Genomic DNA, 12,237 nt, shown 5'->3' with positions numbered 1-12,237 from the left:
TGGCAATGCATCGAACACGAAATGTGCGGCGCCGGTGAGAGATGACTCGTACCGATGCGTGGTGGAGAACAAACACCCACAGGAGGAACCAGCCCTTGAAGTAGCAAGCCCAGCCGGAACACGGACCGGCACCCCACGACGAACTGCCCCACTCAAAGGGCCACAGAGCTGCAGTTGGCAGTCGTGTAGCGAACACCTGACCCCATGACCGCCCCGTCGAGGCCGATCGAAGCGAGGTGATAGGGAAGCTCAAGGCCAGCCGTATTGAGAGCAAGGCCGTCGGCGGCTGAGCTCGAGCGATCACCGCTGATGCAATACCCCGGCCTGTCGCCAGTAGCGAGGCTGGGATTTCACCAGATGCCATTCAGTGAGTGGCATCTGGGAAATCAACCGGAGGGATTCACGATGTTCAACATGGCAACCATGGCCGCTGATGAGTGCCGCGAGGACGCTCAAGATCGCGCCTACTACCGCTGGATCGAAAAGGCGTCCGATCTGCTCGGTCACCAGGTTACTTTGGGCTCGCGGGAAGAAAGCGATCTACATGACTTCTACGCCGACGGCTGCACGCCCGACGAGGCTGTGACTGAGCTGCTGGCACAGGCGGAGCTGGCTCGCGCTGCCTGATTTCACTAGCCGGCCTTAGAGACAGGGCCAGACGGGAAATCAACTGAGGAACCAGCATGCTGATCAACCAACAGAAAACGGTTCAGGTCGACGTGACCGAGCTTCGCCTTCACATCAAAGTGCGCGACGGCTTTACCGCAGGATTGCAGGACGCGCAGGGCGACGAGGTGGGTAGCTACGAGGGGTACGTGCCCGACTTCTTCCCCGGTGATCACTACGGCGACTACTTGATGCTGAACATCGACTTGGAAACCGGCCAGATCAAGAACTGGAAGAAGCCGGCCGCAGCCGACATCGAGAAGATGCTGACTCAAGGCGATGACCACTGAACAACCAGCGCCACGTCAGCCTGACGTTAACTGCCCGATTCACCTGGTACTCCCCAGCACCAGGCTGCATCGGTCGTGACGTTCGCCCTCCCCTTGGTCCGGGAGGATTCACGGCAGCGAGCGTCACGACCAATGCAGCCCCAACGGAAGTGAATTGCGATGACCAAGTCATTCAAGCAAATGATCAAGGATGGCGATGTGCGCCGCGCAGACGCCATGCGAGTGAAGCTGGAAGACCTCTACGAGGAACCCGGCTTTAACTTGCGCATTGAGGGTGATGCCCTCGAAGCAAGCATTGAGCTTCTGGCTGAGTTCATTGCGAACGGCGGCCAGATCCCCCCGCTCGAAGTGCGACCTCGGCCTGCGGGCGGCGTTTGGATTGTGGATGGGCACCGCCGACGCCGCGCAATGCTCAAACTGGATAAAGCCGGTCGCCTGCCCAGGACGCCTAACAGGGACAACCCCGAGGTACTCGAAGCTTGGGTGCCAGTGGTCGCGTTCGAAGGCAGCGATGCCGACCGCGTTGCTCGGATCATCTCGAGTCAGGAGAACGAAAAGCTCTCCCCGCTTGAGCTGGCAGAGGGCTACAAGCGGTTGCGGGCCTTCGGTTGGGCGCCCGAACAGATCGCAAAGAAGGTCGGCAAGACGCGGCAGCACGTGGAGCAGGTGCTCACCGTAGGTAACGCAAACACCGACGTGCAGAACCTGGTCGCTGCCGGCCATGTATCCGCCACGACCGCCGCACAGGTGGTTCGCGAGCACGGCGACGGCGCCGGCAAGGTGCTTGGTGTCGAGCTGGAGAAAGCCCAGGCCAGCGGCAAGAAGAAGGTAACGGCGGGCACGATGAAAGGTCCGACGATCCCTAAGCCACGACTCGAAGCAGTGCACACCGCCTCTCGCAATTTGATTGCATCGCTCGGTGCAGTCGACGAAGACAGCAGATCCCTCACCTTACCCACCGCGCTTGTCCTTGAGCTGCGCAAAGCCTTGGACGGCGCCCTACCGAGATGAATCATGGACACGATCACCTGCGGCTCATGGATTGGCCAGCTCGGTAAGGCGCTGGCTCCCCGTGAGCTTGAAGCGCTGCTGTGGGTGGCCCAAGGCCTAACCACTAAAGAAATCGCCCGCCAGATGACAGTCAGCCCAGGCACCGTCGCCAATCGCATCGAGGCCGCTCTCTTCAAGCTGGAAGCCGGCCGGCGCATCGAGGCGGTCACCAAAGCCATGCGCCAGCAGATCATCAGCCCGCTGTGCATCGCGCTCGCCGGGCTGATCGCCATGCATTCCGCCATCAGCGACAGCGACCCGATACGCCGCGATCGTCGCGCAGCAGAACGCCGTGAAGCGGTGTTCCGCATAGCCCGCAAAGCCGAATCCTTCGAACACTACGTATAACACCCAAAAGGAGCACACCATGCACCCACGCCTTCAAGAACGCGCGGCCGTTTTGGCTGATATGCGTGCTCGTACCGTCATGGCCACTACCGAGTTCTACGAGAAGATCGGGCGCCCTGCTCCACCGCAGGGGCCTCGCTTCCAGGCGGTCGCCAAAGGCAAAGCTTGGCATGTCATCGAGATTTCCACGGGGCTGACAAAGGGCTTCTGCTTCAGTCATCGCGCAGCGATGCGCTTCGTCGATGCAATGGAAGCTGGAATAGCCAGCAAGCGAGGCGCACTGCAATGAACGGCGCACCCACTCATGACCCGCGCGAGGCGGTGCTGGCCCAGCTCAATGCGAGCATCGACAACTTCTTCGGCAGTGGTGGCAGCGTCCAGGTGCTGCGAGGCTTTGAGCCGGTGCCACGCCGTCCTCATCACGCTGCCGATCTGGCTGCAGGTGATCATTCTATCACTGAGCGCCTACGTGCTGAGCGCGAGCTGCTCCAGCGGGTCAAGGAAGCGGCCAAGACGATGACACTTGGTGAGGCTGTCCGTGAACTGGGTATCGGCCGCACAGAGCTCCACCGCATGTCGAAGGCCCACGGCTTCCTGTTCAGATCGAACAACAAAGAGCGCCAGCAGCGCGAGATTGCTCGCCAGGCGAGAGCCGCAGAAAAGGCGCGGATAGTAGACCTGGTGCGCGCCAACAGCGGCAAGGGGTTGAGCCGGCACTTTGTCGCTGGCCGTCTTGGCATCAGCGACGGATATCTCAAAAAGATCATCGAGGAGAACGGCCTCGACTTTCCGCTTTACGGGGATCGACCTTGAGCCGCATCAGAGCACGCGTTCGGCATGGCCGGCGCCAGCAGCACATTAATCTGCCGCCCAGCGGCTTGGGAGGTATCGGCCATGGCCGAGAAGAAGACGGGAGGTGCCAAGCACTCGGCGGACTACCGGGAGCGCCAGAAGCAGCAGGCCGAGAGGCTGGGTATCGAGAAGGTGTTCTTCAACATGCCTGCAGGGATCAAGGCTGCACTGGCTGCCGAGATCGATCGGTACGGCTACGACCAGGTGCAGGAGCTCTGGCAGGATCTGGCCCTGTCGTGGATTGCGCAAGAGCCTGATGAGCGGGCGCGTCGACTTGAACGGCCTGACGCGCCAGCTTTCTACATTTCACCGAAGCTCGCGCATCAGTTCGCAGAAAATAGCTTGCGAGAACTGCGCCGAGACCCTGGCGACGAAGTAATCAGCCCCCTACGCTCTTGAGGAAGCGTTGATCACGCGCTTGGCTATAGTCGCTAGCAACGTGAGGTCGGCGCCTCGATCTGCCAAATCCAGGTGTTTCTTCCCATCCATCGAGAAGATGCAGCCGCGGGCCGTCACAAAAAAGCTAGCAATAGCTATAGGCTGTCCATTGATTAGATCTCGTGTACAAAGAACGGCCTCAATCACTCCCTCACCTTCTGAGCCGATCGGCGCGTAATGGATTGAGAATTTTCTACCTAGTACATCACCTTCAAATCTGGATTCGCCAGCGTTAAGTGTTACTGAGACGACATCCTTGAAGTAGCTTTGCGCTGATTCAGCCCAGCGCTTGCCCAGTTCATTTATGTAATCCTGAGCACTCTGAACATCAAATTTGCGTGCCGCTAAGCGCTGCCTAAATCCAAGTACGTCTAAATCGAAATCCGTAGCGTTCATTAGTTGCTCCTTCCTCGGCACCGCGCCGTACGCCTTTGATATCCCATCCCAAACCAAATTGCCACCATGCCGCCAGCCGGCCACGGAGGATTCACCATGCCTATCCGCAACGCAGTGATGCACTTCATCGACAAGAAGCCAGACGGCAGCCCGGCAGTGCTGCATAAGGCCCAGGCAACGCTTGCGCCAAGCGAAGCCACCGACAACCTGCTGTTCGACCTCAACGACGCCTACAACGCGAAACAGGGCAAGGCCTGGGGCTTCTTCCACGACGAGTCCGGTGCCTACCCGTTCAGCGGCTGGCTCCGCTCGTTCGTAGACGGCAAAACCGACTTCGTGGAATTCACCCGCGAGTCTGTCGAGCACCTGACCAAGCTGATGGAAGAGTCGAACCTAACCACCGGTGGCCACGTCCTGTTTGCCCACTACCAGCAAGGCATGACCGATTACCTGGCCATTGCCCTGCTGCAGCACAGTGACAGCGTTTCGGTGAGCGCCGAGCTGGAGGTGAAGCCATCCCGGCACCTGGACCTGTCCCAGCTGAACCTGGCCGCTCGCATCAACCTCTCGGAATGGCGCAACAATCCAGTTTCCAAGCAGTACGTGTCGTTCATCAAGGGTAAGGGTGGCCGGAAGATCTCGGACTACTTCCGGGATTTCATCGGCTGCCAGGAAGGCGTCGACGGCCCCGGCGAAACCCGGACGCTGCTCAAGGCGTTCAGCGACTACGTTGAGCGTGAGGATCTGCCGGAAGATTTGGCGCGCGAGAAGACGCACACCCTGGTTGAATATACAGCGGCCCAGACCAAGCTCGGCGAGCCGGTCGCGCTGAAAGAACTGTCCGAGCTGCTCGATGAAGAGCGACCACAGAACTTCGCAGAGTTCGTCCAGGGCGCCGACTATGGTCTGTCGAGCGAGATCCCGGCCGACAAGCGCACCATCAACCAGTTCCGACGCTTCACCGGGCGTGCAGAGGGTTTGTCGATCAGCTTCGAAGCGCACCTGCTGGGCAACAAGATCGAGTTTGACCAGGATGCCGGCACGCTCATGATCAAGGGCGTGCCGACTCAGTTGGTCGATCAGATCAAGCGATCAGTTAAGGACTGATCAGCCCTTCTTTCCGCCTGGGGCTGCATTGCCCCGGTTGTCGCCGGAAACTTTCCCGGTTGTGCTCGGCCAGTTTCCACCTGGCCCCGGATGACTCGACTGTCCGCGACCTGATCCGCTCGAGCCTTTACCCGAGCCGCCCGAGCTTTTACTGCCTCCACCTTTGGACATGATGATCTCCACGTTTATGGGTTCAGCCCATAGAGCGTAGGTCACAACGGCGAGCACAAGCGGCCACCCGTCATTCACCCCAACGAATCACGCCAGCCCGCCAGGGGCGCGTAAGCATGGAGAGAGCCATGGCGAAGTTCTACTACCAGATAAAGGGGCGCCGCCCGGCTACCAGCGCACATGGGGAGGCTGGATGGGCGTGGCCACCAGTGTTCAGCGGAATGGTTGAAGCGACCGACCGCAAAACAGCGAAAGCCGTTGTCGAGGAGCAATACGAGCGCCAGTTTCCCTCGCGCGTGCTCCGCAAGGACATGGACGCGCACGAGTATTTGCTGCACATCCAGCCGATCGACGAGAACGACAGCTACCTGCTGGGGCGCTTCGAGAACAGACCGTGCAAGGAGTGCGGCACCGCCTTCAAGTTGATCGACAAGTACAACGACCCGCACACCGAAACGAAAAGCCATGACTACTGCACCGAGGCGTGCCAGGCGACTGCCAAGTTTCGTGATCTTTCAGAGTTCCGCCTAGCCAGCGAGGGTCGTTCGCCGCCGGTGATTTACCAGGTGCGCCAGAAGTCCAGCGGCCGCGTCTACATTGGGCAGACCACGCAGCCATTCACGCTGCGGTGGTGGCAGCACTTGAGCAACCCAACCAGCTGCAAGTTCCACGCAGCGCTCGGCGGATCCGAAATCACCGACTGGGAGTTCTCCGTGCTCGACGTGATCGCCTACCCGGAGAGTTGCACCAATCGAACGGCCTACATCACCCAGCGAGAAAGTCACTGGATCAAAAACCTGGCGGCGGTTGAGAAAGGGTTCAACACCGTTCGCCCTGCCGGTTCCACCGATCAGGCCCAGGTGCCGCTTCCTCTCGCTGACCTGGCCTGACCATCGGACGCTGCCCGTCAGCGCCCTCCCCACTTCAACGAATCACGCCAGCCCGGCAATGGCGCTGACAGTATTAAGAAACTCATGATCCGTGCATCACGCAAGGTACTGGCCTACAGCGTCAAACCGAATATCCCGATGAGTCCGCGGTAACCGCAGCGAGAAGCTGACCTTCCTATCTAGTGGCGGTTGGCTGGATCGCCACCTCCACCAACACCACGCTCGACGAAGCAGAGGCCGCCAAGATTGTTGCTGCCGTTGGAGCTTGCGCTCAGCACAGGGCAAAAATATAGGGCGTGAACTGCACTCAGTATCTAATCATATAGTTTTTAACGCCCAGGCATATCCGTTACTAACTAAAACCATATATCTAATCTTCGCCGCGGTCACATCCATCGCATAGGAAACCTGCTGATTTACATCGTCTCTTATTTTTGCAGCAGTTTCACCCTCAAATTTGCCGCAAAAAACCATTTCCGGCAGAGACAACCTCTTCCCTTGATCACTATCAACATGGGTATCGAAACCTAAACCCAAAGCTAGATTTCTCAAGTTATTCTTACGTTCTGCACTGATATCGCTGACCGAAAATATCAATGTCACAAATGCTATCATGGCGACTCCTCCTCCGCCGCATCACCTTCGCCTTCGCTAGCACGACTCTTCTTGAGGGGCCTTGTAGCTTTGGTTTTCGTTGCAAGAGGGCTAAATAATACGGCAAGGACAATAGTCATAAAAATACCACCAACCCACTGCATCGTGGTGATCTGGGAGTCCACTACGTCTTTAACCGCATATTTGGCCTGATCAGAAACCAGAGCCTTGTAATTAGATTGCAATTCTTTTAGCTCGAAGAAAGCCGATGGATCCTTAACGAGAAATCCTTTCAAGCTTTTAACCTCTTCAGCAAGCTGAGAAAGCTCCTTGATTTCTTCGACACTCAGATCGCCACTAGTTACGGCACTTTCTATTTTAGACAGGCGGTCATCCATTGATTTCGAAGTCAATGCCACCTGCCTCTCCTCCATCCTCTGGATGGCCTCTTCCATTTTTGGTATCCTTTGCAACCCTACGAGCTGCGCAGCCATTATTTCCTCCTTCTTCATCAAAATAGCTTTGATTGGAGGAATTATTGAAGACGCACAATAAACCAGAAGCCCAATAAAAACGTAAGCGCACACCACATAGAACATCTTATTAAAATAAGAATCTCTATTCCCAGGCCATTTCCTTTCCTGGTTTGTAGCGGTCAATTCATCTGCATCCATTTCAACCCCGCGCACAATTAGTTTGCTGTTATTATTTTGCCACCATTAGAGAGAGGAGACTCTAGCGAAATTCCTTGCAACGGTAAAGGGTCGCTTGGCCCTATGCGGCCGATCGCTTTCTTCAGAGTATTCAACGGGTTAAATCAAAAAACATCATGACATCAGCAATCGACCTATTCGCCGGCCTCGGCGGATGGAGCACTGGCGCGCGCGCCGCTGGCGTCCAGGTTCTCTGGGCGGCAAACCACTGGCCGGTAGCCGTTGAATGGCACAGCGCCAACCACCCAGACACGCAACATGTCTGCCAAGACCTGCACCAGGCACGCTGGGAGCAAGTGCCGGCACACGACATCCTGCTCGCCTCTCCCTGCTGCCAGGGCCATGCCAAGGCCCGGGGCAAAAAGTCGGGTAACCCCGAACATGACGCATCTCGCTCGACGGCTTGGGCGCCCGTATCGGCCCTTGAGTATCACCGCCCGCAGGCGGCAGTGATCGAGAACGTGCCGGAGTTCACCGACTGGGTGCTCTACCCGGCATGGCTGCAAGCGGTTCAGGCCTTGGGGTACCAGGCAGCGCCGCACATCGTAGACTGCGCCGACCTCGGCGTACCGCAGCACCGGGTGCGTCTGTTCATTGTGCTGACCCGCAGCAAGGCGCCGTTGATGCTGCAGCTCCCGCAAGAGCGGCATGTGTCAGCCGCCAGTTTTCTCGACTTCGAGGCTGGGCGCTGGTCGCATATCGAAAAGCCAGGCCGGGCACAGGCCACGCTCGACCGGGTACGCAACGGCCGCCAGCGCTTCGGTGAGCGATTCATCATGCCCTACTACGGCAAAGGCTCCGGCACCACCGGCCGCGATATAAACAGGCCGATCGGCACCATCACCACCCTTGACCGCTGGGCATTGGTCGACGGCGACCGGATGCGGATGCTCAGCGCCAGCGAGGCCCTGGCCGCCATGTCGTTCCCGGCGGACATCCTGCGCCCGGACAACCATCGGCTGACCATGCATATGGCAGGCAACGCTGTGCCGCCACTAGCTGGCCAGCGCGTGATTGAAGCGTTACTGAAAGCAGCCTAGCGAGGCAAAATCAATAGATCATCCAGCGCATAGATGATCGGGCGCTCCTCGCCTTCTTCTCGACGTTCAGCCAACCATTCCCGAGACCGCTCAACATGAAATGCCAGGAGATCATTCTGGCAAAGATGCAGGGCTGTTCCCGAGATGCTGTAAGCACCGCAGCCCGTACAGTCAAACGATATTCCGCCATGAGTGAACGGGGTGTCGGTCGCATTCCCATTGCAAATAAAGCAGCGCATCTCAACCTCCTTTTCGATTTCGGCAAACTATAAGCCGCGAGGTATCCCCATGCCCACAGAAAACCGATCCAGCAATACCTACAGGCAAACGTTCGCCGCAAACTGCCCTAGTGACGGAGAGGTGATCGTCTACACCCTGGAGATCCGCAGCCAGTCGATGATCCGCGTCGAGCACATCAGGACTGCCACGGCACTGATCAAGCAGGGCTGGCACGAGCAGATCGCCGACCAATTGGCCGAGCAATTCGGTGGCGATCAGGTGATCGAGGCCGTACACGATGGCGTTGAGATCGAAACGGTGAGGCTGAGCGGATGATCCACTACCACGGCACACCCATCGGAGGCACGCGGAAGGATGCTGCACGGTTGCTGGCCGGCCGGCACGCCTTGGTGCCGTTCCCGCGCCAAGACGACATGGGCATAGTCGCCGAGGCCTGCCAGTCCTTCGTCTTCGACAACGGCGCGTTCACCGTTTGGAAGAAAGGCGGCCAGGTCGATGTGGAGGGATACATCCGCTGGGTGGATGACTGGCACCGGCACCCCGGTTTTGACTGGGCCCTTATCCCCGACGTGATCGATGGGGATGAAGACGCCAATGACCTGCTGCTCGAAAAATGGCCCGGCCACCTACTGGGGGTTCCGGTCTGGCACATGCATGAATCGATAGAGCGCCTGCAGCGTCTGGCCCAGTCCTGGCGCATGGTTGCCATGGGCAGTTCCGGACAATGGCGATCACCCGGGACAGCGGCGTGGTGGAAGCGGATGGGTTCAGCGATGGATGCTATCTGCGATGGCCAGGGCCGGCCGCAATGCCGGCTGCACGGCCTGCGGATGCTTGACCCGGCAATCTTCCAGAGCCTGCCGTTGGCATCGGCTGACAGCACGAACGCCGCCGTGAATGGCGGCAGCATCAGCCGGTTCGGCATGTACACCCCGCCATCCGCCGGCCAGCGTGCCAGTGTGATCGCGGATCGCATCGAAGCGCACACCAGCGCACCGACTTGGCAACGCGAACTGCAGGCAGAACTCGCACTGTAGAGCACATTTGTACCCCACCCAGCTTTAACTCCCTCTCCCCTCTATTCACTGCCGCGATATGGCGGCCAAGGACGAAGTCATGCCTGAAAAAAAGCAACTGATTCAGCCGGTAGTCATCGAGCGTGATGAGCACGGCTTCTGGACTCACCCTGCGTGGCCATCCACGGACGAGGAGTTGATTCCCTATGCCTGGTTCTATGATCGAGGTCTGGACGTAAAGCAGGTTGAGTTTGAGTACGACGCCCCCGAAACACTGCAGGCGGCCTGGTACCACGACGGCGCGGCAGACTGCACCAGCTGGAACCCTACTCAGCCGGCTGGTGATGGCTGGTTCATCTTTTCTATCCATGACACAGAAGATGGCCCGATCTGCGTGTGGGTCCGCCACAAGGTGCGGCCATGAGACTGAAACAGTATCCGCTCGACATACAGAGCGTCGGCAGCGACACCTACATCGCGATGAGCAAGGGCCATCACGACCTTGAAACGTTCATGGCCGCAGCTGTGAAGGAATGCCCAGGCTGGTTCCTGGGTGGCCCGCAGCATATGTGGTGCAAGTCGGTTCCGGACCGCTCCGGCGAGTTTTCATCCCGGTACGTGTTCGTCAATCAAGGCACACCAGGTGCCTGGCCGGCCACCTACTGCTGGGAGTTCGGCGAGGACTACAAGCGCTACAACGCCGAGGTGCAGCCATGACCCGCCTCGCCCTCTGCCTCCTGCTGCTGGCCACCGGCGCCAGCGCAGCACCCCAGCCCCAAGACAACGTCATCGACGTGCAGCACGACAGCCAGCGCGGCGTCACCTGCTACGTGCTCAACGGGGTCGGCATCAGCTGCATCCCCGACAGCCAGCTGCAGGCCGGCAACGAGCGTCAGCTCTCCCCGCACGAACAGAACGACAACGGGCCAACTCCAGCCGGCACCCAGGCGCACTGGACCGAAGAGAGGTATTCGCTGTGAAGGCACTTTCGATTCGCCAGCCGTGGGCCTGGCTGATCATGAGCGGTGGCAAAGATATCGAAAATCGCACCTGGCACACGAAGTTTCGAGGTCGTTTCTTGGTGCACGCCGCTGCCGGTATGACTCGCCGTGAGTTTCTTACGGCGTTCGATTTCATGGCCCAAAGGGGAATCAAGCCGCCATTCCCGGTGCCACCTGACAACCTGTTGCGTGGCGGAATCATCGGCTCAGTTGAACTCGTCGACAGCGTCGATCACAGCGAGTCGCCTTGGTACATGGGTGAGAAAGGGTTCGTGTTGCGCGATCCTAAGCCCCTGCCGTTCACCCCAGTGAAGGGGCGATTGGGTTTTTTTGATGTGCCTGAGGAAGCGCTGTGCACCTGCCCAACCGGCGACGGCTCACTGCGCTGGCCGTGCCCTACCCACCCACCGCTGGAGGTCAAGCCATGATCGCCCTCGCCTACATGGCCTACCTGATCTGCAGGGGGCCGCGATGACAGCTGAAATCTTCCAGTTCCCAGCGACGCGTCGGGCGCATAACAACCAGGTGACAGCCAACCAAGCCGAACGCAAGAAGCTGGCCGACTGGTTCCGAACCATCGCACAGCACATCGAGGGCAACGAGGTAGAGCGCGAGCCGCTGGCAGCAATGGTTGTGCTCAGCAGCGCTGCAGGAGACGAGGTACTGCATGTTGGCTACGCAGCCGAGGCGGTGAGCCTTCGCGAAGCCGGGAGCGCTGCCTCGTCTTGGGCGCACCTTAACTACCAGCGACGGGGCGGTAACTTCTATGACAGGTGGCCGCGATGACCAAGCCGCGCGCAAAAACTCAAACCGGCGCGAAAGTCACTATCACCGTCGAGCTGACTAACCTTGGCTCCTGGGGGCCTGACTGCACCCTGGATCAGGTCTACCGCCAGGCACGCGAAGCGGCTATCGGCCGACTGAACAGAGTGTTCAAGGACCATGTCGCCACCACCCGCATCCTTGGCCCAGTGATCGTCGAAGCCGTAACTACCGACCTCGAAAAGCGCTAACCCCTCCCCCTTACAACTCAAGCCCGCCGGCACGCGCGGGCATGGAGAACTATCGCCATGACAAAAGAAGAACTGGCGGCACTGCCCGAGAAAGTGCGCGTCGCCATCGAGGCCGGGAAAGCAGCTGCGGCTGCCTGCACCAATGACGGGGGCAGCGCCAACCTCGACCGCGTCGTCATTCCAGTGCCTGGCCTGCGCGCCAGCCAGTTGCCCACCCTGCCCGGCTATTTGCAAAAGAGGAGCGGCTACCACCAACAGGGCATCCATCTCGATACCCCTTGGCCAGGCATCGGCAATCAGCACAGCGCCGGCGTGCAAGCGATGCACGTATCACTCCAGGCCCAGGGCGTCGAATGCTACGTCTACTACCAGGTCGATTGACCAACAACCTGCCGCTACCGGCGGCGTGGAG

The 12,237-nt window shown here is 59.2% G+C and carries 22 protein-coding genes; 19 read left to right on the top strand and 3 right to left on the bottom strand.

Features of this window, described 5'->3' with window-relative positions:
• Positions 1-309 precede the first annotated feature (309 nt).
• The 7 genes from HU719_RS06100 (at position 310) to HU719_RS06070 (ending at position 3,605) form a co-directional block, all read left to right on the top strand.
• Positions 310-627: a hypothetical protein gene (locus HU719_RS06100; protein WP_225917115.1), complete on the top strand. Its 318-nt coding sequence runs from the start codon at positions 310-312 to the stop codon at positions 625-627.
• Between the two features lie 56 nt (positions 628-683).
• Positions 684-956 carry a hypothetical protein gene (locus HU719_RS06095; RefSeq protein ID WP_186535412.1) on the top strand — a complete coding sequence of 91 codons (273 nt, stop codon included), beginning with the start codon at positions 684-686 and terminating at the stop codon, positions 954-956.
• A 159-nt stretch (positions 957-1,115) separates the two neighbouring features.
• On the top strand, positions 1,116-1,967 hold the full coding sequence (locus HU719_RS06090; RefSeq protein WP_186535410.1) for a ParB/RepB/Spo0J family partition protein: 852 nt from the start codon (positions 1,116-1,118) through the stop codon (positions 1,965-1,967).
• 3 nt (positions 1,968-1,970) lie between these two features.
• Positions 1,971-2,354, top strand: a complete 384-nt coding sequence (locus HU719_RS06085) for a response regulator transcription factor (protein WP_186535408.1) — start codon at positions 1,971-1,973, stop codon at positions 2,352-2,354.
• A gap of 19 nt (positions 2,355-2,373) precedes the next feature.
• Complete coding sequence (locus HU719_RS06080) at positions 2,374-2,643, top strand: hypothetical protein (protein ID WP_186535407.1); 270 nt, start codon at positions 2,374-2,376, stop codon at positions 2,641-2,643.
• A complete protein-coding gene (locus HU719_RS06075) occupies positions 2,640-3,167 on the top strand; it encodes a hypothetical protein (protein ID WP_186535405.1) in 528 nt (175 codons plus the stop codon). Before HU719_RS06080 ends, HU719_RS06075 begins: the two co-directional genes overlap by 4 nt.
• 81 nt (positions 3,168-3,248) lie before the next feature.
• Positions 3,249-3,605 (top strand): hypothetical protein, encoded by a 357-nt coding sequence (locus HU719_RS06070; protein WP_186535402.1) that lies wholly within the window; start codon positions 3,249-3,251, stop codon positions 3,603-3,605.
• Here HU719_RS06070 and HU719_RS06065 read toward each other — a convergent pair.
• Entirely contained in the window at positions 3,594-4,040 is a 447-nt protein-coding gene (locus HU719_RS06065) for a hypothetical protein (RefSeq protein ID WP_186535401.1), read from the bottom strand. The two genes, HU719_RS06070 and HU719_RS06065, sit on opposite strands and share 12 nt — an antisense overlap.
• A gap of 96 nt (positions 4,041-4,136) precedes the next feature.
• Here HU719_RS06065 and yejK point away from each other — a divergent pair, with 96 nt between their 5' ends.
• Together yejK and HU719_RS06055 are read left to right on the top strand one after the other, a co-directional pair.
• Entirely contained in the window at positions 4,137-5,147 is a 1,011-nt protein-coding gene (gene yejK, locus HU719_RS06060) for a nucleoid-associated protein YejK (RefSeq protein WP_186535399.1), read from the top strand.
• A 299-nt stretch (positions 5,148-5,446) separates the two neighbouring features.
• Positions 5,447-6,208, top strand: coding sequence for a GIY-YIG nuclease family protein (locus HU719_RS06055; RefSeq protein WP_186535397.1), 762 nt, complete (start codon positions 5,447-5,449; stop codon positions 6,206-6,208).
• A 318-nt stretch (positions 6,209-6,526) separates the two neighbouring features.
• On the opposite strand, the gene HU719_RS06050 is transcribed toward HU719_RS06055, so the two are convergent.
• Positions 6,527-6,823 carry a hypothetical protein gene (locus HU719_RS06050; RefSeq protein WP_186535393.1) on the bottom strand — a complete coding sequence of 99 codons (297 nt, stop codon included), beginning with the start codon at positions 6,821-6,823 and terminating at the stop codon, positions 6,527-6,529.
• On the bottom strand, positions 6,820-7,476 hold the full coding sequence (locus HU719_RS06045; RefSeq protein ID WP_186535392.1) for a hypothetical protein: 657 nt from the start codon (positions 7,474-7,476) through the stop codon (positions 6,820-6,822). The genes HU719_RS06050 and HU719_RS06045 overlap by 4 nt, the downstream gene beginning before the upstream one ends.
• Positions 7,477-7,631: 155 nt before the next feature.
• On the opposite strand from HU719_RS06045, the gene HU719_RS06040 reads away from it, so the two are divergent.
• The 10 genes from HU719_RS06040 (at position 7,632) to HU719_RS05995 (ending at position 12,206) form a co-directional block, all read left to right on the top strand.
• Positions 7,632-8,555 (top strand): DNA cytosine methyltransferase, encoded by a 924-nt coding sequence (locus tag HU719_RS06040; protein WP_186535391.1) that lies wholly within the window; start codon positions 7,632-7,634, stop codon positions 8,553-8,555.
• Between the two features lie 360 nt (positions 8,556-8,915).
• The gene (locus HU719_RS06035) at positions 8,916-9,110 is read left to right on the top strand and encodes a hypothetical protein (protein WP_225917114.1); all 195 of its coding nucleotides are present in this window, start codon (positions 8,916-8,918) and stop codon (positions 9,108-9,110) included.
• Positions 9,107-9,832 (top strand): hypothetical protein, encoded by a 726-nt coding sequence (locus HU719_RS06030; RefSeq protein WP_186535388.1) that lies wholly within the window; start codon positions 9,107-9,109, stop codon positions 9,830-9,832. Before HU719_RS06035 ends, HU719_RS06030 begins: the two co-directional genes overlap by 4 nt.
• 79 nt (positions 9,833-9,911) lie before the next feature.
• Positions 9,912-10,235 (top strand): hypothetical protein, encoded by a 324-nt coding sequence (locus HU719_RS06025; protein WP_186535387.1) that lies wholly within the window; start codon positions 9,912-9,914, stop codon positions 10,233-10,235.
• Positions 10,232-10,528, top strand: a complete 297-nt coding sequence (locus tag HU719_RS06020) for a hypothetical protein (RefSeq protein ID WP_186535384.1) — start codon at positions 10,232-10,234, stop codon at positions 10,526-10,528. The genes HU719_RS06025 and HU719_RS06020 overlap by 4 nt, the downstream gene beginning before the upstream one ends.
• On the top strand, positions 10,525-10,791 hold the full coding sequence (locus HU719_RS06015) for a hypothetical protein (protein WP_186535382.1): 267 nt from the start codon (positions 10,525-10,527) through the stop codon (positions 10,789-10,791). Before HU719_RS06020 ends, HU719_RS06015 begins: the two co-directional genes overlap by 4 nt.
• Positions 10,788-11,240, top strand: coding sequence for an ASCH domain-containing protein (locus tag HU719_RS06010; protein WP_367616384.1), 453 nt, complete (start codon positions 10,788-10,790; stop codon positions 11,238-11,240). The genes HU719_RS06015 and HU719_RS06010 overlap by 4 nt, the downstream gene beginning before the upstream one ends.
• Positions 11,241-11,283: 43 nt before the next feature.
• The gene (locus HU719_RS06005) at positions 11,284-11,598 is read left to right on the top strand and encodes a hypothetical protein (RefSeq protein WP_186535380.1); all 315 of its coding nucleotides are present in this window, start codon (positions 11,284-11,286) and stop codon (positions 11,596-11,598) included.
• On the top strand, positions 11,595-11,825 hold the full coding sequence (locus HU719_RS06000) for a hypothetical protein (RefSeq protein ID WP_186535378.1): 231 nt from the start codon (positions 11,595-11,597) through the stop codon (positions 11,823-11,825). Before HU719_RS06005 ends, HU719_RS06000 begins: the two co-directional genes overlap by 4 nt.
• A gap of 57 nt (positions 11,826-11,882) precedes the next feature.
• The gene (locus HU719_RS05995) at positions 11,883-12,206 is read left to right on the top strand and encodes a hypothetical protein (protein WP_186535376.1); all 324 of its coding nucleotides are present in this window, start codon (positions 11,883-11,885) and stop codon (positions 12,204-12,206) included.
• Positions 12,207-12,237 lie beyond the last annotated feature (31 nt).

It is taken from the genome of Pseudomonas farsensis (assembly GCF_014268805.2).
GTDB lineage: Bacteria > Pseudomonadota > Gammaproteobacteria > Pseudomonadales > Pseudomonadaceae > Aquipseudomonas > Aquipseudomonas farsensis.
This window is presented reverse-complemented; position numbering and strand designations above follow the sequence as displayed.

Bases quoted from the DNA above. Each gene is read 5' to 3' on its own strand.
- HU719_RS06000 (WP_186535378.1), top strand. From the start codon at position 11,595: ATGACCAAGCCGCGCGCAAAAACTCAAACCGGCGCGAAAGTCACTATC.
- HU719_RS06030 (WP_186535388.1), top strand. From the start codon at position 9,107: ATGATCCACTACCACGGCACACCCATCGGAGGCACGCGGAAGGATGCT.
- HU719_RS06085 (WP_186535408.1), top strand. From the start codon at position 1,971: ATGGACACGATCACCTGCGGCTCATGGATTGGCCAGCTCGGTAAGGCG.
- HU719_RS06075 (WP_186535405.1), top strand. From the start codon at position 2,640: ATGAACGGCGCACCCACTCATGACCCGCGCGAGGCGGTGCTGGCCCAG.
- HU719_RS06100 (WP_225917115.1), top strand. From the start codon at position 310: ATGCAATACCCCGGCCTGTCGCCAGTAGCGAGGCTGGGATTTCACCAG.
- HU719_RS06070 (WP_186535402.1), top strand. From the start codon at position 3,249: ATGGCCGAGAAGAAGACGGGAGGTGCCAAGCACTCGGCGGACTACCGG.
- HU719_RS06095 (WP_186535412.1), top strand. From the start codon at position 684: ATGCTGATCAACCAACAGAAAACGGTTCAGGTCGACGTGACCGAGCTT.
- HU719_RS06025 (WP_186535387.1), top strand. From the start codon at position 9,912: ATGCCTGAAAAAAAGCAACTGATTCAGCCGGTAGTCATCGAGCGTGAT.
- HU719_RS06020 (WP_186535384.1), top strand. From the start codon at position 10,232: ATGAGACTGAAACAGTATCCGCTCGACATACAGAGCGTCGGCAGCGAC.
- HU719_RS06090 (WP_186535410.1), top strand. From the start codon at position 1,116: ATGACCAAGTCATTCAAGCAAATGATCAAGGATGGCGATGTGCGCCGC.
- HU719_RS06015 (WP_186535382.1), top strand. From the start codon at position 10,525: ATGACCCGCCTCGCCCTCTGCCTCCTGCTGCTGGCCACCGGCGCCAGC.
- yejK (WP_186535399.1), top strand. From the start codon at position 4,137: ATGCCTATCCGCAACGCAGTGATGCACTTCATCGACAAGAAGCCAGAC.
- HU719_RS06055 (WP_186535397.1), top strand. From the start codon at position 5,447: ATGGCGAAGTTCTACTACCAGATAAAGGGGCGCCGCCCGGCTACCAGC.
- HU719_RS06045 (WP_186535392.1), bottom strand. From the start codon at position 7,476: ATGGATGCAGATGAATTGACCGCTACAAACCAGGAAAGGAAATGGCCT.
- HU719_RS06040 (WP_186535391.1), top strand. From the start codon at position 7,632: ATGACATCAGCAATCGACCTATTCGCCGGCCTCGGCGGATGGAGCACT.
- HU719_RS06080 (WP_186535407.1), top strand. From the start codon at position 2,374: ATGCACCCACGCCTTCAAGAACGCGCGGCCGTTTTGGCTGATATGCGT.
- HU719_RS05995 (WP_186535376.1), top strand. From the start codon at position 11,883: ATGACAAAAGAAGAACTGGCGGCACTGCCCGAGAAAGTGCGCGTCGCC.
- HU719_RS06050 (WP_186535393.1), bottom strand. From the start codon at position 6,823: ATGATAGCATTTGTGACATTGATATTTTCGGTCAGCGATATCAGTGCA.
- HU719_RS06005 (WP_186535380.1), top strand. From the start codon at position 11,284: ATGACAGCTGAAATCTTCCAGTTCCCAGCGACGCGTCGGGCGCATAAC.
- HU719_RS06065 (WP_186535401.1), bottom strand. From the start codon at position 4,040: ATGAACGCTACGGATTTCGATTTAGACGTACTTGGATTTAGGCAGCGC.